Origin of the sequence: Staphylococcus pseudintermedius (assembly GCF_034042775.1) — a bacterium.
GTDB classification, from domain to species: domain Bacteria; phylum Bacillota; class Bacilli; order Staphylococcales; family Staphylococcaceae; genus Staphylococcus; species Staphylococcus pseudintermedius.
The window spans coordinates 1,228,262-1,246,826 of sequence record NZ_CP120150.1 but is presented as its reverse complement, the minus strand read 5'-3'; the positions used below and the strand labels follow the sequence as shown (position 1 = coordinate 1,246,826).

Genomic DNA, 18,565 nt, shown 5'->3' with positions numbered 1-18,565 from the left:
TCGGTCAATCTTCAAATTTACATTTTTTTACAGAATATGAATCTTTTTTACGTGATAATAAAAAATGTAAATAAAAGCAAACAATTTACTCGAGTAGTATGTTAAATTATCGGCTAATTTAACACCTTTTCATTTTCTGAAGCATTCGTCGCATGTTCAACGACACGTAGTAATGTCCCTTGATTGATTGGATAACCGGCTTGTGTCACTTTCACTTTGCAAATTTGTCCAATAAGAGATTCGTCACCTACAAATTCAACTTTCATATAGTTATCTGCATAGCCAACGAGTAAGCCGTCTTGAGAACCTTTTTCTTCCGGAATTACTTCTAATACATCATTTTCAAATTTTGAAGCATAAGTTTTAGCAAGTTGATTGCTCAATTCAATCAATTTATGGACACGTTCATTTTTAATTTCTTCATCAATTTGATCATCCATACGTGCAGCAGGTGTACCAATTCGTGGTGAATATGGAAAGACGTGTAATTCAGAAAAATGATGGTTAACGATAAAATCATACGTTTCTTGAAATTCTGCTTCAGTCTCACCTGGGAAACCAACAATAACATCGCTTGTAACGGCTAAACCAGGTAACGCAGCGTGTAATTTTTGAATACGTTCAGAAAAATGAGCCATTGAATATTTACGGCGCATACGTTTGAGCACACTGTCTGAGCCCGATTGAAGTGGAATGTGTAAATGACGTACTACTTTTTGTGACTGTTGCAATACTTCAATCACTTCATCCGTTAATTGGCTCGCTTCGATTGAAGAAATACGAATACGTTCTAAGCCATCAACTGTTTCTAAATCTCTTAACAATTGTGCTAGGTTGTAGTCTTTCAAGTCTTGACCGTAGCCCCCAGTATGAATACCAGTGAGCACAATTTCTTTATACCCTGAGTTAACGAGTTGTGTCGCTTGTTCAATTACCTTTTTTGGGTCTCTTGAACGCATTAAACCACGTGCCCATGGAATAATACAGAACGTACAAAAGTTATTACAACCTTCTTGAATTTTAAGCGATGCACGTGTTCGATCTGTAAAATATGGGACATCTAACTCTTCGTATGTACGATTTTTCATAATATTGCTTACACCGTTAATCGGTTGACGTTCATCTTGATACGTATCGATGTAATCTAATAATTTATGACGATCTTGAGTACCGACAACAATATCGACACCAGGAATTTCCATAATTTCAGCTGATGACGTTTGTGCATAACATCCTGTCACACATATAACCGCATCAGGATTTTGTCGAATCGCACGTCGAATAATTTGGCGACTCTTTTTATCACCTGTATTTGTTACTGTACATGTATTAATCACGAATACGTCCGCATTTTGTTCAAAATCCACACGGTTATATTCTGCATCTTTAAATAACTGCCAAATTGCTTCAGTTTCATAATGGTTTACTTTACACCCTAATGTATGAAAGGCAACTGTAGACATAGATTCACCCCATTAATTCTATTTCGTAGCTTATGGCACTTAATGCATAAAGTGGCGCTGTTTCAGCACGTAAAATACGAGGTCCTAGCCCTACGCTTTGTGCAACATCTTCAAAAAGTGCGATTTCATTTTCAGAAAAACCACCTTCTGGGCCGAATAATAATAATACATGGGACCCGTGTTTGAATTGACGTAATTGTTGCTTAAACAGAGCGCGTTCATTTTGTTTAGCAGCCGCTTCATATGCCATAAGCACACAATCATATTGACCTATCATATCATATATTTCGTGTAAATTCGAGACAAATTTCACTTGAGGCACGGCTTGACGATAACTTTGTTCTGCCGCTTCTTTCACTATTTTTTGCCAACGTTCAACCTTTTTGGCAGCTTTTTGTTGATTCAGTTTCACGACAGAACGATCCATTTGGGTAATGATGAACGATGTCGCTCCAAGTTCAGTCGCTTTTTGTAGTAACCATTCGTATTTATCGCCTTTAATTAAACCGCTACAAATTGTAATATTCAAAGGGAGCTCCGTTTCTACTTCAATACGTTCCACAGTTTCAATCGTAATACGTTGCGCTTCAATATCAATAATTTTGCAGCGATACGTGACGGCATTTAAAAAGTTAATAATGAGTGCGTCGCCAACGTTTTGTCTCATCACACTTTTAATATGATGTATATCATTATTGTTAGTGATAAAAAAACGCTGATGCTGCTCAGCGTTTTCATTTAAAAAGTATCTTTGCATGTTAATTCACCTTCTGACCGATGATACAAATCCAACCTTCATCGTTTTTAACTTCTTTAATTGTGAACCCTGTTTCTTCCATTAACGTTTGAACAGACTCACGTTTCTCTTCAATAATACCAGAAGTGATAAAATAGCCTTCAGGATTTAAATGATCATATGCATCTTGAACCATTTTTTCAATGATGTGCGCTAAAATGTTAGCAATAACGACATCATATTGGCCCTTTTCTTCTGTCAGTAAATTACCTGTTGCCGTTTCAATCGCGTCTAAACAATGATTCTTTTCAAAGTTTTCTTTTGCAACTTGGACAGCCATTTCATCTAAGTCTGTCGCTTTAATTGATTGCGCCCCTAATAAATATGAAGCGACACTTAAAATACCTGAACCCGTGCCGACATCAATGACACGGTGCTCTGGTTTGACAATCTGCTCAAGCGCTTTGAGACACATACTTGTCGTTGGATGATCTCCAGTACCAAAGGCCATTCCTGGATCCAATTCAATATAAAGCTGCGTATCATCACGCTCGACAGATTCCCAACTAGGTACGATGAAAAAGCGTTCAGATGCTTGAAATGGATGAAAGTAATTTTTCCATTCGTTTTCCCAATCAGACTCTTGGACGAACTTTTGTTCTATCATCAACACATCTGGGTCTATTAAGGGTGAAGCTTGAAGTTTTGAAAATATGTTATTTTTCAATATTTCGTCATATTGTAAATCATTAAAATAAGCTTTAACAATCATATGTTGCTCTGGATAGTCAGCTGGATTAAGTTCAAAAATTTCTCCAAAACGATCTTCTCGAATTTTAGAAATCTCACTTGAGTCTTCAATCGCAACACCGTTAGAACCTGCTTCTTGTAAAATTTCAGTGGCGATAGATTCTGCCGCTTGGTTAACAGTTACTGAAAGTTCGATCCAATTCATGGGTTATTCTCCTTTAAAAAAACGACGTGCTTTATCTTTAAAATTTGAAGGTTGTTCGTTCACTGTTTCTCCAGACATTTCGGCAAATTCTTTTAACAATTCACGTTGGCGCTCGTTAAGGCCAGTTGGTGTTTGAACACGGATGTTAACAAATAAATCACCATAGCCATAACCGTGGACATTTTTAATCCCTTTACCTTTAAGTCTAAATTGTTTACCTGTTTGCGTTCCCTCAGGCACTGTTAGCATAACATGCCCTTTTAATGTTGGAATTTTAACTTCGTCACCTAACGCGGCTTGTGCAAAGCTAATATTGTGATTGTATAAAATGTCATCGCCTTCACGTGTGAATTTATCAGATGGCTGCACACGGAAAATCACAAAAAGATCACCAGCTGGTCCGCCATTTTCACCTGGTCCACCTTGTCCTGCTAAACGAATTTGTTGATCATTATCGACACCTTCAGGCACCGTCACTTCAAGTTTAACATTTTTTAATTCTGTACCTTTACCGTGACATGTTGGACATGGTTCTTCAAATTCTTCGCCAGTACCATTACATTCAGGACAAACTTTTTCAGTTCTCACACGTCCTAAAATAGTATTTTGTTCGACAGAAACGTGACCTGCCCCATGACAGTATGAACATGTTTTCTTTTTAGTACCTGGTTTAGCACCTTCGCCACCACATGTATGACATGTCACTTCTTTTCGAATTGAAATTTCTTTCTTTGTACCGAATACAGCTTCATCAAAAGTGACAGTCATTGTGTATTGAAGATCGTCTCCGCGACGTGGCGCATTCGGATCACGTTGACGTTGTGCACCACCAAAGAACTGGCTAAAGATATCTTCAAAGCCGCCACCACCGAATCCAGAGAAGTCTTGACCACCAAATCCCTGTCCAAAGCCACCTTGAGGGCCACTATGACCAAACTGATCGTATTGCGCACGTTTATTTTCGTCACTTAATACTTCATAGGCCTCAGAGATTTCTTTAAATTTCTCATCTGAACCTTCTTCTTTATTAATATCTGGATGGTATTTTTTCGATAATTTACGGTAGGCTTTTTTGATTTCATCTTTACTCGCACTTTTCGACACGCCAAGGACTTCGTAATAATCTCGTTTTGCCAATGCACTCTCTCCTTTTGATTTGATTTTTTGAATAAAAAGAGGCTGGGACGATTGAATGTCCTAGCCCCTTTGAGCGACCTTTTACAGTCAATTTATATGATCGAATGACCTATTTTTGTTGATTGTCGTCGTCGTTTACTTCTTTAAATTCTGCATCTTCAACAGTACTATCGTTTTGAGAAGTATTCTCGCCACCCTGTTGTGCAGCTTGTTGTGCTTGCTCATAAACTTTCATTGATAATTGTTGCACGACTTGTTCTAAAGCTTCTTTTTTCGCTTTAATGTCTTCAATGTCGCTACCTTCTAATGCAGTTTTTAGTTCGTCTTTTTTCGCTTCAGCTTCTTTTTTATCTTCTTCACTCACATTGTCGCCTAAGTCTTTCAATGTTTTGTCGACTTGGAATACAAGTTGATCCGCATCATTTCTTAAATCTACTTCTTCACGACGTTTTTTATCTGCTTCAGCGTTTTGTTCAGCATCTTTTACCATACGATCGATTTCTTCATCAGATAATGCAGAAGATGATTCGATTGTAATGTTTTGTTCTTTATTTGTACCTAAGTCTTTTGCAGTTACATTTACAATACCGTTTTTATCGATATCAAATGTTACTTCGATTTGAGGTACGCCACGTGGTGCTGGTGGAATATCAGTTAATTGAAAACGACCTAATGTTTTGTTATCTGATGCCATTGGACGTTCACCTTGTAAAACGTGAATGTCTACAGCTGGTTGGTTATCTGCTGCTGTAGAGTAAACTTGAGATTTAGATGTTGGAATCGTTGTGTTTCTTTCAATTAACGTATTCATACGACCACCCATAATTTCGATACCTAATGATAGTGGTGTTACGTCTAATAATACAACATCTTTAACATCACCAGTGATAACCCCACCTTGGATTGCTGCACCCATCGCAACAACTTCATCAGGGTTAACACCTTTGTTTGGTTCTTTACCAATTTCTTTTTTAATTGCTTCTTGTACTGCAGGAATACGTGTTGAACCACCAACTAAGATGACTTCATCAATGTCAGCGTTTGAAAGACCGGCATCTTTCATTGCTTGACGTGTAGGTCCCATCGTTTTTTGTACAAGATCATATGCTAATTCTTCAAATTTCGCACGGCTTAAAGTTATTTCTAAATGCAATGGACCCGCTTCACCAGCTGAGATAAATGGTAATGAAATTTGTGTTGAAGATACACCTGATAAGTCTTTTTTCGCTTTCTCAGCAGCATCTTTTAAACGTTGTAATGCCATTTTATCTTGTGATAAGTCGACACCATTTTCAGATTTGAATTGTTGTACTAAGTAATCAATAATCACTTGGTCAAAATCGTCCCCACCAAGTTTATTGTCACCAGCTGTTGCTAATACTTCGAATACACCGTCACCTAATTCAAGGATAGATACGTCGAAAGTACCACCACCAAGGTCGAATACAAGTACTTTTTCATCTTTGTCAGTTTTGTCTAAACCGTAAGCTAATGCTGCAGCTGTTGGTTCGTTGATGATACGTTCAACTTCAAGACCAGCGATTTTACCCGCATCTTTAGTCGCTTGACGTTCTGCATCATTGAAGTAAGCAGGAACTGTAATAACCGCTTTTTCAACTTTTTCACCTAAGTAGCTTTCTGCAGTGCTTTTTAAGTTTTGTAAAATCATTGCAGAAATTTCTTGAGGTGTATAAGATTTACCGTCAATATTTTCTTTATGGTCTGTACCCATGTAACGTTTAATAGATTGGATTGTATTAGGGTTTGTGATTGCCTGACGTTTAGCAACTTCCCCAACTTGTGTTTCACCATTTTTAAATGCAACAACAGATGGTGTAGTTCTAGCGCCTTCAGGGTTTTGAATAACTTTAGGTTCGTCACCTTCTAATACTGATACACAAGAGTTTGTTGTACCTAAGTCAATTCCAATTACTTTACTCATAGTCAAATTCCTCCTAATTTTCAAACACAATTATTTTCACATAAATGGTTTTCTTCGTCAAAATTATTGATTTACTTTTACCATTGAAGCACGTAACACTCTATCTTTCAACTGATAGCCAGCTTGTAATTCTTCGGTAATTTGTCCAGATTCAAAATCCGGATTTTCATCTTGCATGACTGCTTGATGGAAGTTCGGATCAAACTGTTCACCTTCAGTTTTGATTTTTTCTAATCCATTATCTTCTAGTGCTTTTAATAGGCTCTCGTAAACCATTTCCACACCTTTTTTCAGTGCGTTAAATGATTCATCATCACCTTCAATTTTTAGAGCACGTTCAAAATTATCAAGTGCTGGCAATACATCAGTAAGTACTTTTTGTGCCTGATATCTCTTTTGTGTTTGCGCTTCGTTTTGAATACGTCTTTTATAATTTTCAAATTCTGCATATAAACGCAAATATTGTTCTTCTTTCGCATCAACTTCAGCTTTTAAAGAAGCAATTTCCTCATCTTTAAGATCTTGCGTTTCATCATTGCTTGCATCATTTTCGTTCTCAGAGTCTTGATTTACTGCAACTTGTTCATTTTCCACTTCTAGTTCTGAAGTTTCTGTTGTTTCTTGTGACTCAGTTTCTTTGATTTCTTCGTCCTTACGCACGTCTTTTTCCTCTGACATTTTCAAACCTCCATTACGTTTAAACATTTCGTATCACCTCGTTATGAAATCCGACTCAACAATTGTATCACATTATGATAATGCATAGCAGTAGGACCAATAACAGCAATATGACCTGTTAAATCTTTATCTATTTGATATGATCGGCTTAATATCGCAATGCCGTGTAAATTTTGTTCAATATCGGTCCCAATACGTACATTAATCAATTGGTCAGACATATGATGAATCACATCAGCAATACGATCGGACTCAATATATTTTAATATAGGTTGTATGGACGCCACAGTCGACTCGTTTAATCCTTCAATGAGTTGATGTTTACCACCTAAATAAACACGCGTAGATTGATTGTTACGGTACTGATGCAACATGTGTAAAATACGAACGATTAAATCTGCCTCTTCTGCATTAAATCCCAGCATGCGATACACTTCTATGGATTGCACATCATTACCATCAAAAAATTGACGCACGTTCGCAGATAGATAGTTGGATACTTTAATGATCGAATGATCAGCATAAGGTTGATCGCTTGTCACATGCAGATGTTTCACTTGTCCCGTCTCATCAATCATCACTACGATTAAATGGTGTGGATTTAACTTCATCAAATGCACATCCAGTATAGAGGCCTTTGAGTGATCAGGTCCTATAACAAGAGTGGTATAATGTGCTTGATTTGAAAACACTTTTGCAAAGGTGTCTAGTGTCGATGATAAATCATAATGATGATTCACTAACATCTGATGAATATCAAGACTACCTTGCATTTCAAAATTATAGGGTTGTTCTAACAAATGATTGGCATAGAGTCTAAATCCTGCTTCTGAAGGGATTCGACCAGAAGAAAAATGTGTTTTAGTGATGAGTGAATTTTCTTCTAGTGTCTTCATGTCATTACGAATCGTCGCAGGACTGACATCCACATTGTGCCTTTGTATTAATGTGTTAGATCCAATAGGTTGTCCTAAGTCAACATAATCTTCAACAATTGCAGTTAAAATCTTCAATTGCCTTGGCGTAATCATGTTTTTCACCTCATTAGCACTCTTTCTCTGTAAGTGCTAATTATAATTTATCAAATTGGTCAAAGTAAGTCAATGTTAAAGCATCATTTCTCAAAAAACTTTTTATACTTGAATAAATGCCTCAAACACCGTGTTTCCGACAATTCTTCCTTTATCCGTTAAAGCGATGTGTGTATCGGTTTGGTCAATGAGATTTTGACCTTCCAAAGAGATGATTTCTTTTGCATAGATAGCTTCAATTGTTTGATGATATTTCTTTTGGAACTTTATTTTATCAACACCGGTATTCATTCTTAATCCTAGAAACATTTCTTCTTCAATTTGTTCTTTAACAGTCGGAGTCGTTTCAGTTAAACGCGGAAATTCATGTTGTTGGATTTTTTTAATGTAGTGATTGACCGGATTAACATTTGTATAACGTACCCCACCAATATAACCACTCGCACCTGCACCAAAGCCATAATAGCTTTCATTTTTCCAATAGACTTGATTGTGGATAGATTCATGCCCTTTTTTAGCAAAGTTAGAAATTTCGTATTGCTGCAATGGGCTATTTTTCATACGATTCATTAAATATTGATACATTTCTGCACCGACATCTTCGTTAGGCATTTTTAGTTTCCCTTTACGATACTGATTATAAAACTGTGTCTGGGGTTCTAGAATTAAGCCATAACTGGATAAATGGTCGATATCAAGGCGGAGTGCTTCTTCTAAACTCTCTTGAAATTGTTGCATACTCTGACCAGGCAAATGATACATTAAATCTAAACTAATGGATGTAATACCTTGTCGACGTGCATTGTCTATCGCTTGATAAATATCAGCTTTATGATGACTGCGACCTAATGTTTGAAGTAAAGTATCGTCAAAAGTTTGTACGCCAAGTGAGAGTCGATTCACACCGTATCGTTTCAATAGCGCCACTTTTTCTTCTGTCAGTTCGTCCGGATTCGCTTCAAAGGTGTATTCCCCTTTAATATCAAACTGGTCTTGAATTGCTTGTAATAAATATTCTAATTGGGATTCAGATAATGCGGTAGGCGTGCCACCACCGACAAATAACGTCTCTAATTGAGATGCTTTGGATTGTTTCATCTCCTCGACCAAGCACGCCAAATATAGATCGACAGGCTGATTTTGGATGAAATATTTATTGAAATCACAATACGTACAGATTTTTACACAAAAAGGAATATGAATATAAGCACTTTTTGCCACCATTAGTATTCACCTCATAAAATATGCCCCCTCGACACCTCAAGATGCGCGGGAGCATGAAATTTTCACTTTATTCATCGTCCATTTTCAGTACAGCCAAGAAAGCATCTTGTGGAATTTCCACACTACCGACAGCTTTCATTTTGGCTTTACCGGCTTTTTGCTTTTCTAATAATTTACGTTTACGGCTAATGTCACCACCATAACATTTCGAAAGTACGTTTTTACCCATTGATTTAATGTTTGTTCTAGCGACAATTTTATGTCCTACTGCAGCTTGAACAGGCACTTCGAATTGTTGTCTAGGGATTAACGTTTTTAATTTTTCTACAAGTGTTTTACCACGTTCATATGCAAAATCACGATGTACAATAAAACTCAAAGCATCTACCTTATCGCCGTTAAGTAAAATGTCCATTTTCACAAGGTTACTTTCTTTATTCTCGATAAATTCATAATCAAATGAAGCGTAACCTTTCGTGTTGGACTTCAATTGGTCAAAGAAATCAAAAACGACTTCTGACAATGGTAATTCATAAACGATACTTACACGAATATCATCCAAGTAATCCATATTGACAAACTGACCACGTTTACGTTGACACAGTTCCATAACCGCTCCAACATAATCATTTGGCACCATCATCGTTGCACGTACATAAGGTTCAAACACTTTATCGATTTGATCTCTGTCAGGCATTTGTGCTGGGTTATCTACATGAATCTCATCACCATTTCTCAAAATAACTGTGTAAATAACGGATGGTGCTGTTGCGATAAGTTCAATTCCAAATTCACGTTCGATACGTTCTTGAATGATTTCCATATGCAACATACCGAGGAAGCCTGTACGATAACCAAATCCAAGTGCTTTTGAAGATTCTGGTTCGAATTCTAATGACGCATCGTTTAACTGCAATTTTTCTAATGCTTCACGTAAATCATTGTAGTCTTTATTGTCAATTGGGAAAAGACCACAATACACCATTGGATTCATTTTCTTATACCCTTTTAAAGGGGTCTCAGCAGGTCTATTAGCGTGGGTAATAGTGTCCCCAACACGTGAGTCATCTACATTTTTAATGCTTGCGATGATATAACCTACATCACCAACAGTTAACTCTTCAACCGGTAATTCTTTCGGTGTATTAATGCCGACTTCAGTCACTTCAAAAGTTTTACCAGTCGCCATCATTTGAATACGGTCACCCGCTTTAACTACACCGTCAACAACACGAATCGAAGAAATGACACCGCGATATGGGTCATATTCAGAGTCAAAAATCAATGCTTTCAATGGTGCAGCTGGGTCCCCGTCTGGAGGTGGAATCATTTCAACAATCTTTTCTAAAATTTCTTCAATACCAATGTTAGCTTTCGCACTCGCTAGTACGGCATCATCTTTGTCTAAACCAATAACATCTTCAACCTCTTGTTTCACACGTTCTGGTTCAGCAGCTGGTAAATCGATTTTATTAATGACGGGAATCAGTTCTAAATCATTGTCGAGTGCTAAATATACATTCGCTAAAGTTTGTGCTTCGATACCTTGTGCAGCGTCTACAACTAGAATCGCGCCTTCACAAGCAGCTAACGAACGTGACACTTCGTATGTAAAGTCGACGTGTCCTGGTGTATCGATTAAATGGAACGTGTAGGTTTGTCCATCTTTAGCATCATATTTTAAACGTACAGCATTTAATTTAATGGTGATACCACGTTCACGCTCTAAATCCATTGAATCTAACAGTTGTGCTTGCATTTCTCGAGATTCAACAGACTTTGTATTTTCTAAAATTCGATCGGCTAAAGTTGATTTCCCGTGGTCGATATGCGCTATGATCGAAAAATTCCTGATATTTTCACGTCTATTTAAACGTTGTTGGTTATCCATATCATCATACTCACTTTCATAAGTTTACCCGTAAATTAACGATTACATCTTTGCTATAATAACGTTTTTAAGCATTAATTGCAACTCTATCATGACGCAAAATGATAAGTGAAATGCATTAATTCAATACTTCAAATAGAAATCATTTTCGTCATGGTCACACTTGCATTAAAGAAATGATATTGTCACGTCAGTACATGTCGTCGAAAAAAATAATTCAACGGTTCAATTAATTATTGCACAATGAATAGAGTTTTGATAGAATGAATCTTGTTGTAATCAAATTATTTTGATACGAAGACGATTATAGGAGGTGTCTTTCATGCCAAATATCAAATCTGCAATTAAACGTGTGAGAACAACTCATACAGCAGAAAGCAAAAACATTTCACAAAAAAATGACATGCGTTCTGCAGTGAAAAGCGCGAAAAAAGCAATTGAAACTAATGCTGATAATAAACAAGAATTAGTAAGCAAAGCAGTGAAACGTATTGATAAAGCTGCCCAAAAGAATTTAATTCATTCTAACAAAGCTGATAGAATGAAATCAAAATTAATGTCAGCAAAATAATGAAAAAGAGCTGTGCCATTTGAGGTATAGCTCTTTTTCATTGTCCGCTCTCCCAACTTTCATTTTTATAGAGTGAGAACGACACGTGTGCATATATCACACTCATATGCTGAAGTGATACACGTGTCTATCTATCATATCGCCTTCCTAAAGCCTTTTGTTATATTCATCCTTTACAATTTCATAATAAACAATTCTAAAATCAATACCTTATCCATATAAGACGATTTCAATTGATAGTCTGTTTCTGTACAAACATCCATAATGGTCAACAACGTGTCTAAATCATATTTTCGTGCTTGATTCAATGCGAGTTTTACGCGATAAGGATGGACACCTACCGTTTTGGCAATCTGCTGACCAGAGTATCCTTTTTGATTGAGAATTTTACTTTGGTAATATAAGCGATAGTTACTTGTAATTAACGCCAACAGTTTAATCGGCTCTTCTTTTAATTGGATTAAATCTTTAACGAGCGAAATAGCTTGTGCCTTTTGTCCTTTTTGAATATAATCCGTCAATAAAAAAACGTTTTGCTCCAAACTTCTATTCACTATCGTCTGGACATCTTCTTTATTAATCGTTGGGCGATCACCGACAAACAACAACAACTTATCTAATTCTTGCTTAATCATACGATAATGAATGCCTGTCAACTGAATCAACGCTTCTAATGCATCTTGTTTAATTTCTTTATAGGACTGATTCAAATATTGATGAATCCATTTTTGCATTTCTTGTTCAGTCATTTGTTCAATTTTCTTGATGTTCGCCACTTTTTTCAATGCTTTAACAACTTTTTTTCTTTCGTCTAACTTCACCGCTTGAACTTGAAAAATAATTAAAGAAGCCTCATCATACTTTTCAATAAACTCTAATAAGCTGTCAGCGTTTGTCTGTGCCTCTTTAGGTGGTTTTTCACCGGTAAATATATAGCTATTTTGTACAACAATAATCTTTTTATCCGAAAAAAATGGAAGTGTCATTGCTTCTTCAATGATTGTATTTAAAGTCGTTTCATACAAGTTGTATTTAACATAATTAAAGTCATCTTTAGGTTCATTGCCCAAATACTTTTGAGTAAGTTGTTCTGTTTCACGATCTATTAATTCTGGGACTTCACCGTGAATGACATGAATATTTGACATGATGTGATTCCTCTCTATCTCATTGCTTTAGCTGTATTATAACATGAATGTTAAGCCGACTTCATTATCAGTTCAACGGTTCTGTGCGCAACGTATAACCTGCTTCATTGAACGCATCAAATCGGACATGAATATGATGATTATCTGCGGTGTTATAAATTTTCGCATGAATGTCATGTAATTTTTGTAGCGTTAAAGGATGTGGCAAATGATACATATTTTGTTTACCAGCAGAAATGAGTGCGATGTCTGGATGAATTTGACTCAGAAAGGTCTTAGAGGAACTTGTCCGACTGCCATGATGACCTACTTTTAATATTTGAATTCGTGGTAACGAATATTTCTTTAACAAGACATCCTCATTTTTTGTCGTAGCATCGCCCATCAATAAAACATGAATATCGTGAATTGTAGCTAATGTCACAATAGAATGCTCATTGGGGTCCTCACTTTCAGGAATGTCAGTGTTGAAAAATTGAAATTGAAAATCACCTAAGACAATACGAGAGAGGTCCTCATATGAATACAATTGTGCATGTTCACTTGCAATCACATGTTGAACCTTTTGAAACTTCTCATCATCAAAATGTGATGGATTAATAACCACATTTTTGATGTTCACATATTGTGATAAATGTTCGATTTCTCCCATATGATCTTGATGTGCATGTGTAATGACAAGATAGTCGATTTGGTGAATCCCTAATTTCTTAAACAATGGATAAATATTTTTCTTTGTAATATTAATATTCGACTGTTTGCGTTGATGATGTTCATATGCGCCACCCGTATCAATCATGAGTGTTTCACCCGTTTGGCTTTGGAACAATATAGCATCACCTTGACCCACATCAATCATGGTCATTTGGTTAGTAAAACGAGGATGAACTTGCCATAGTAAGATGCACAGACAACAAACCAGAACGATAGAAATGATATATCGACGTTGAGAAAGCAAATAAAGTAGTATAAACGTTGCTATCGTACAACAAAGAAATCCAAACTCTCCAAAGTCTGGTATTGGAAGTGTGAACCTTTCTAGCACTGTGAGTCTTTTTAATAAAAAAGCTTGGATATCAAAAATAACGTGTGTGAAGTGCGTGAACATAGATAAAAAGGCAGGTGTAACAATCGCAATGATGGCAAGTATAAACGACAGTGGAATGATGATTATACTGTAAAGTGGGATGAAGAATAAGTTTGAGATTAACCCTTGCCATTGAATCTCATTAAGTTGCACATAGTTTAAAGGAATGGCTGCAATAACAGCAATATAAGAACCTAAAAAGAGCGATTGATAAATAGGACGCTCTGTAAAAATATCTTTCATCAAAATCAATATCCCTGAAATCAAAAAAGAGTATAAAAAGCCTAAATGATAGTGATAGTCGCTATTCATCAGACTCATAACAAAATAAACGAGTAAAAGCGACTGCAGTGACGTCATATGAAAGTACCTTGAAACTATGAGTAGGAGCAACGTCATAGCTACCGCACGTGTCGCACTTGGACTGGTACCTACAAAGATTAAGAATACCGGTAAAAAGAGTATTAATCCCACTTCGGTATAATACATAGGTAAAGGGAGACGTTTCCCAATTGCATAAAACATGAAAATGAATATACTCACGTGGGTCCCGCTCACAGCAAACAAATGAGAAATACCCAACTGTTGTGCTAATGACTTCATATCTTTATCTAAATAATTCGCGTTTCCCGTTGCAATCGCGATCAGTTCGCCTCTTCCGAAAAGTTGTGAATTTAACAGTCTTTCAGTTACAACACTTCTTACATACGTTATGCGTTGTTTTAACGTCGGGGTTGTCATATGACATTGGTCAAATGTTATTTTTTTAACGGCAAAGAGCGGTCGTTGTTGGCGATAAAGTGGTGGTTGAAAAGAACCTGTTAATTGACATTGGTGATTGAGGAGAAAATGCGCATCTGGGATAAATTGTTGTGGTTTGATACGCCCTTTAATCAGTATTTCTTGTTTATTGAATGTTGCTTGAACAGTTAAAAGTTGGTCTGTCACAATAGGTAACGTCGTCAAATGGACGCTAATCGTTTTGTGGGATGACGTCGGGGTTGCTGTTAGGATTGAAGGCTCATTTTTATGTTGTATCGTCTCGATGGTATAACCAATGAGCACAACAATCAAGGTTGAAATGATGAATAACCATGACATTTTCTTTAAGTATAAACTGCATGCTAACACGCTATATATGAAGCATGCAGTTAACAAATGATGATAAGCAATATTGCCGATAATATATGTAATTAACCAATAAGTCATTATTATTCCAATAAATATTCCGCAATGTGTTGACGATTAAAACTGATTTTTTCATAGTGCACACCAGATTGTTCTAATAGCTTCACTGCGTAATCATGATTATGGTAATCTTCCGCATAATAAATCGTTTTAATCCCAGCTTGAATAATCGATTTTGTACAGTTCAAACAAGGGAAATGCGTGACATAAATTGTTGCATTTTCAGTAGAGACACCTTGTTTCGAACATTGCAAGATAGCGTTCATTTCAGCATGTATCGTTCTAATACAGTGTCCACCTTCCATTAAACAGCCTTCATCTATACAATGGACTTCACCTGAAACTGAACCGTTATAACCTCCCGCGATGATCCGATTATCTTTAGTAATTGTTGCACCTACAGAGAGGCGTGTACAAGTAGATCTCAATGCTAATAAATGAGACTGTGCCATAAAATATTCATGCCATTGAATACGTTTCATACTTTTTGTCACCTCGTATCATTGTTGATTTTATTCTTATTATAAAGGATTCGACTTGCTTCGACTAGTTACACCCTATTTAGGATTAAACTGTTAAATAGTTCTTTAGTTTTTCAAATGTTTTTTCCCCAATTCCTTTGACATTTTTTAAATCTTCAACACTTTGGAAAGGTCCATTTTCTTCACGATGTTTAATAATCGTTTGCGCTTTTGAAGGCCCTATGCCAGGAATTTGGGTCAGTTCCTTCTCGTCGGCAGTATTTAAATTAACAGAGATGTTTTGTGAAGTAGACGCAGCTGACGTATCATCTTGTTGTGATGCATGACTAGAGTTAGAGGTTGTCACTTCACGTTGATCCGGAATATAAATCATTTTTTGATCTGTTAACTTTTCCGCTAAATTAACACGACTCAAATCAGCAGTATTCAACGGTTCTGCCTTATCTAATAGCTGTTTCATTCGATCATCTGATTGCATTTCATACGTATTCGGTTTTTTTACTGCGCCTTTAATATCGACAATAATTTTTTGAGGCGTCTGTGAATTTTGCTCTTTTTTATCTTTACTTTTCGATTTTGCTTGATGCACCTCAATCGGTTGCGTTTGTTGCATTGCTAAATTATCTTTTGCAGGGTCTTCCTCACCAGAATTAAAGACAAGCCATCCTCCAATCGCGATGAAGATTGCAATAACAACAGCTGTTTGCAATTTGTACTGTTTGACTAACGCGATGATTTGATTTACAGAAAACATAAATAAAACCTCCTATCATACGTATTACACGCATGATGGAGGTTTTTTACTTGTTATTTTTTTACAATAAAGAATAAGCGGTCACTTTCTGGGGCTTGTAAAGCTTTATTAAAATCATAAAATGTTTCGATATGATTAAAACCGACTTGTTTCAGCATATCGATATACTGATCCTTTTCAAAAGTGCGCTGATATTGTGATTCATCTTGTCTGACGTAAGTTTGTGCTTCATTTAATATAAAGAATGTTAAATCATGCCAAACACTGTATGGTGCTTCAGCAGGTTCAGTTTGCCATACTAATGTTAAATCTTCACGGTCATCAAGATAAACTTGTCCGTTAAACTGATGTGTCATTTTATGCGTCGTATGGACGTCGAAAATGAAGTAGCCATCTACATTCAAATGTTGGTAAACATGTTCAAACGTTGCCACCACAGCCGTTTCATCAGCTAAATAATTCAAACTGTCACAAAGAATTGTAATTAAGTCAAAGTCGGTATTCAGATTAAAATCCGACATGTCACCTTCAATCCATTGCACTTGACTTGATTTTTGTTTGGCTAAAACTAACATTTCAACACTTAAATCCATACCCATGACTTCATCAGCAAATTGCGTAAAATGCTGTGTCAAAGTTCCTGTGCCACAACCGATGTCGAGCACACGAGAAACCTTTTGTTGTTGAAGTGTCTGTTGTATCAAATCGAGCCACAGATCATAGGGTTGATCATCGGTGAGTCGATCGTAAAATGCACTTAAGTTTTCATATTGCATTATGAGTTAATAACCTCTTTATAACCTAACATCTCAACATCTTGATACAATTTTTCAAGGTTGTAATAGCTACGTTCGTCCTTATGGAAGACGTGTACAACAACATCCGTTAAATCTACAAGTATCCAACGCGCTTCATTAAAACCTTCCATACGCTTCACTTCAATTTGGTGTGACTCAGCACTTTCTTTAACAGCACGAGCAATCGCTTGGACTTGTCTTTCGTTATTCCCATGACATACAACAAAGTAATCAGTGAGATCAGAAACACCACTCATATTAAGCGAAATAATTTCTTCCGCTTTTTTTGCATCGGCTGCTTCAACTGTTAACATTAATAAATCTTTTGCGTTCATTTAATCATCCTTTATTTTAGAGTCATTAAAATTATAGTAGTTCAGACAATCAATAGTGGATTGGTACACGCTAACATCTTTTTTGACGAGGTACAAGACAGTTCTTTTTGAAATTTCATAAATTGTTTTATCTAACCCACCGCCATTGTATACCAAATCACGAATTTCTTCCACTTTTGGCGTATTTCGACCAGGTTCAATATAGTCAGCAATAAAGACTAATTTTTCGGTTTTAGTCATGTGCTTACGGCCAGTTGTGTGGTTGTATATTGCTAATAAAATTTCGTCATCTTGGATACCATATTGATGCTTCATTATTGCTGCACATACAGGTCCATGTAAAATCTCTGAGCCATAACTTAATAAATCATGGCCGAGATCATATCGTGTCACTTGCTGGTATAAAAAGCTTAAATCATCATATTTACAAAAGTCATGCAAAATCCCTGCAAGTTCGGCTTTTTCTTTATCTCCCTCATAAATCTCTGCCAATTTGACTGCCGTTTCAGCTACGCGTAAAGAATGTTCAAATCTCTTTTTCGGTAGCTTTTGTTCGACAAGTTCAATCGCAAATGTTCGATCCATATAACCCCTCCTTCAATATGTAGTGCTCGACATTGAGCGGCACCCACATATGAATTGTTTGTTGTTGAGACCTTCTCTGACGAATTTCAGTTGAGCTGATCGCCATCTCTGGTATGTTAACCATCATGATTGCATCGTCATCTGATTGAATCACAGCACCACGATTCACGACGACAAATGTTACAAAAGATTTCAGAGCATCAATTTCATACCACCGATCAAGTTGCTCATATTGGTCCGTTCCGATGACAAAAAATAACTTTGCATCCGGTGATTCTTGACGTATATTCAACAAAGTATCGTAAGTGTAGCTTTGGCCTTTACGTTCAATTTCATCTAAACGAAGCGTTCCAAACCCCAAATTTTCTATGACCAACTTAACCATTTGAATACGATGTTCAACCTCAATTAATTCATCATGCTTTTTCAGTGGTGACATAAAACTAGGCATAAAATAAAAGTGATCCGGTTGAATAGTTGCATTCACTTCACTTGCAACCATTTCATGTCCACTATGAATCGGATTGAATTGTCCACCATAAACAACGATTTTTTCCATAT

The 18,565-nt window shown here is 36.4% G+C and carries 18 protein-coding genes; 1 reads left to right on the top strand and 17 read right to left on the bottom strand.

Annotation, left to right across the window (positions count from 1 at the left end):
• Positions 1–113: 113 nt before the first annotated feature.
• The 9 genes from mtaB to lepA form a co-directional block, all read right to left on the bottom strand.
• Entirely contained in the window at positions 114–1,463 is a 1,350-nt protein-coding gene (gene mtaB, locus P3U61_RS05905) for a tRNA (N(6)-L-threonylcarbamoyladenosine(37)-C(2))-methylthiotransferase MtaB (protein ID WP_015729250.1), read from the bottom strand.
• A 4-nt stretch (positions 1,464–1,467) separates the two neighbouring features.
• On the bottom strand, positions 1,468–2,220 hold the full coding sequence (locus P3U61_RS05900; protein ID WP_014613779.1) for a 16S rRNA (uracil(1498)-N(3))-methyltransferase: 753 nt from the start codon (positions 2,218–2,220) through the stop codon (positions 1,468–1,470).
• 1 nt (position 2,221) lies between these two features.
• Entirely contained in the window at positions 2,222–3,154 is a 933-nt protein-coding gene (prmA, locus tag P3U61_RS05895) for a 50S ribosomal protein L11 methyltransferase (protein WP_310464139.1), read from the bottom strand.
• A gap of 3 nt (positions 3,155–3,157) precedes the next feature.
• The gene (gene dnaJ, locus P3U61_RS05890; RefSeq protein WP_015729251.1) at positions 3,158–4,291 is read right to left on the bottom strand and encodes a molecular chaperone DnaJ; all 1,134 of its coding nucleotides are present in this window, start codon (positions 4,289–4,291) and stop codon (positions 3,158–3,160) included.
• 109 nt (positions 4,292–4,400) lie between these two features.
• Positions 4,401–6,233 carry a molecular chaperone DnaK gene (gene dnaK, locus P3U61_RS05885; protein WP_014613776.1) on the bottom strand — a complete coding sequence of 611 codons (1,833 nt, stop codon included), beginning with the start codon at positions 6,231–6,233 and terminating at the stop codon, positions 4,401–4,403.
• A gap of 63 nt (positions 6,234–6,296) precedes the next feature.
• A complete protein-coding gene (gene grpE / locus P3U61_RS05880; protein ID WP_015729253.1) occupies positions 6,297–6,938 on the bottom strand; it encodes a nucleotide exchange factor GrpE in 642 nt (213 codons plus the stop codon).
• A 14-nt stretch (positions 6,939–6,952) separates the two neighbouring features.
• Entirely contained in the window at positions 6,953–7,942 is a 990-nt protein-coding gene (hrcA, locus tag P3U61_RS05875) for a heat-inducible transcriptional repressor HrcA (protein ID WP_037542851.1), read from the bottom strand.
• 102 nt (positions 7,943–8,044) lie between these two features.
• Positions 8,045–9,166 (bottom strand): radical SAM family heme chaperone HemW, encoded by a 1,122-nt coding sequence (gene hemW / locus P3U61_RS05870; RefSeq protein ID WP_096533274.1) that lies wholly within the window; start codon positions 9,164–9,166, stop codon positions 8,045–8,047.
• Positions 9,167–9,233: 67 nt separating this feature from the next.
• Positions 9,234–11,057: a translation elongation factor 4 gene (gene lepA, locus P3U61_RS05865; protein WP_014613772.1), complete on the bottom strand. Its 1,824-nt coding sequence runs from the start codon at positions 11,055–11,057 to the stop codon at positions 9,234–9,236.
• 322 nt (positions 11,058–11,379) lie between these two features.
• Between lepA and rpsT the strand changes: the two genes are divergently transcribed.
• Positions 11,380–11,628 carry a 30S ribosomal protein S20 gene (rpsT, locus tag P3U61_RS05860; protein ID WP_014613771.1) on the top strand — a complete coding sequence of 83 codons (249 nt, stop codon included), beginning with the start codon at positions 11,380–11,382 and terminating at the stop codon, positions 11,626–11,628.
• A 173-nt stretch (positions 11,629–11,801) separates the two neighbouring features.
• Here rpsT and holA read toward each other — a convergent pair whose 3' ends face one another.
• The 8 genes from holA to nadD form a co-directional block, all read right to left on the bottom strand.
• On the bottom strand, positions 11,802–12,776 hold the full coding sequence (gene holA / locus P3U61_RS05855) for a DNA polymerase III subunit delta (RefSeq protein ID WP_015729255.1): 975 nt from the start codon (positions 12,774–12,776) through the stop codon (positions 11,802–11,804).
• 67 nt (positions 12,777–12,843) lie between these two features.
• Entirely contained in the window at positions 12,844–15,072 is a 2,229-nt protein-coding gene (locus tag P3U61_RS05850) for a DNA internalization-related competence protein ComEC/Rec2 (protein WP_152129559.1), read from the bottom strand.
• A 2-nt stretch (positions 15,073–15,074) separates the two neighbouring features.
• Positions 15,075–15,533: a ComE operon protein 2 gene (locus P3U61_RS05845; protein ID WP_101457970.1), complete on the bottom strand. Its 459-nt coding sequence runs from the start codon at positions 15,531–15,533 to the stop codon at positions 15,075–15,077.
• A gap of 85 nt (positions 15,534–15,618) precedes the next feature.
• A complete protein-coding gene (locus P3U61_RS05840) occupies positions 15,619–16,287 on the bottom strand; it encodes a helix-hairpin-helix domain-containing protein (RefSeq protein ID WP_014613767.1) in 669 nt (222 codons plus the stop codon).
• A gap of 53 nt (positions 16,288–16,340) precedes the next feature.
• Positions 16,341–17,063 (bottom strand): class I SAM-dependent DNA methyltransferase, encoded by a 723-nt coding sequence (locus P3U61_RS05835; RefSeq protein WP_015729258.1) that lies wholly within the window; start codon positions 17,061–17,063, stop codon positions 16,341–16,343.
• Complete coding sequence (rsfS, locus tag P3U61_RS05830) at positions 17,063–17,419, bottom strand: ribosome silencing factor (RefSeq protein ID WP_014613765.1); 357 nt, start codon at positions 17,417–17,419, stop codon at positions 17,063–17,065. Before rsfS ends, P3U61_RS05835 begins: the two co-directional genes overlap by 1 nt.
• Complete coding sequence (yqeK, locus tag P3U61_RS05825) at positions 17,420–18,004, bottom strand: bis(5'-nucleosyl)-tetraphosphatase (symmetrical) YqeK (RefSeq protein WP_014613764.1); 585 nt, start codon at positions 18,002–18,004, stop codon at positions 17,420–17,422. It lies immediately after the preceding gene.
• On the bottom strand, positions 17,982–18,563 hold the full coding sequence (gene nadD, locus P3U61_RS05820) for a nicotinate (nicotinamide) nucleotide adenylyltransferase (protein WP_014613763.1): 582 nt from the start codon (positions 18,561–18,563) through the stop codon (positions 17,982–17,984). Before nadD ends, yqeK begins: the two co-directional genes overlap by 23 nt.
• Positions 18,564–18,565 lie beyond the last annotated feature (2 nt).

What these genes read in the sequence shown, in the direction of transcription:
- mtaB (WP_015729250.1), bottom strand. Translation starts at nt 1,463, where the DNA reads ATGTCTACAGTTGCCTTTCATACATTAGGGTGTAAAGTAAACCATTAT.
- P3U61_RS05900 (WP_014613779.1), bottom strand. Translation starts at nt 2,220, where the DNA reads ATGCAAAGATACTTTTTAAATGAAAACGCTGAGCAGCATCAGCGTTTT.
- prmA (WP_310464139.1), bottom strand. Translation starts at nt 3,154, where the DNA reads ATGAATTGGATCGAACTTTCAGTAACTGTTAACCAAGCGGCAGAATCT.
- dnaK (WP_014613776.1), bottom strand. Translation starts at nt 6,233, where the DNA reads ATGAGTAAAGTAATTGGAATTGACTTAGGTACAACAAACTCTTGTGTA.
- grpE (WP_015729253.1), bottom strand. Translation starts at nt 6,938, where the DNA reads ATGTTTAAACGTAATGGAGGTTTGAAAATGTCAGAGGAAAAAGACGTG.
- hrcA (WP_037542851.1), bottom strand. Translation starts at nt 7,942, where the DNA reads ATGATTACGCCAAGGCAATTGAAGATTTTAACTGCAATTGTTGAAGAT.
- hemW (WP_096533274.1), bottom strand. Translation starts at nt 9,166, where the DNA reads ATGGTGGCAAAAAGTGCTTATATTCATATTCCTTTTTGTGTAAAAATC.
- lepA (WP_014613772.1), bottom strand. Translation starts at nt 11,057, where the DNA reads ATGGATAACCAACAACGTTTAAATAGACGTGAAAATATCAGGAATTTT.
- rpsT (WP_014613771.1), top strand. Translation starts at nt 11,380, where the DNA reads ATGCCAAATATCAAATCTGCAATTAAACGTGTGAGAACAACTCATACA.
- holA (WP_015729255.1), bottom strand. Translation starts at nt 12,776, where the DNA reads ATGTCAAATATTCATGTCATTCACGGTGAAGTCCCAGAATTAATAGAT.
- P3U61_RS05850 (WP_152129559.1), bottom strand. Translation starts at nt 15,072, where the DNA reads ATGACTTATTGGTTAATTACATATATTATCGGCAATATTGCTTATCAT.
- P3U61_RS05845 (WP_101457970.1), bottom strand. Translation starts at nt 15,533, where the DNA reads ATGAAACGTATTCAATGGCATGAATATTTTATGGCACAGTCTCATTTA.
- P3U61_RS05840 (WP_014613767.1), bottom strand. Translation starts at nt 16,287, where the DNA reads ATGTTTTCTGTAAATCAAATCATCGCGTTAGTCAAACAGTACAAATTG.
- P3U61_RS05835 (WP_015729258.1), bottom strand. Translation starts at nt 17,063, where the DNA reads ATGCAATATGAAAACTTAAGTGCATTTTACGATCGACTCACCGATGAT.
- rsfS (WP_014613765.1), bottom strand. Translation starts at nt 17,419, where the DNA reads ATGAACGCAAAAGATTTATTAATGTTAACAGTTGAAGCAGCCGATGCA.
- yqeK (WP_014613764.1), bottom strand. Translation starts at nt 18,004, where the DNA reads ATGGATCGAACATTTGCGATTGAACTTGTCGAACAAAAGCTACCGAAA.
- nadD (WP_014613763.1), bottom strand. Translation starts at nt 18,563, where the DNA reads ATGGAAAAAATCGTTGTTTATGGTGGACAATTCAATCCGATTCATAGT.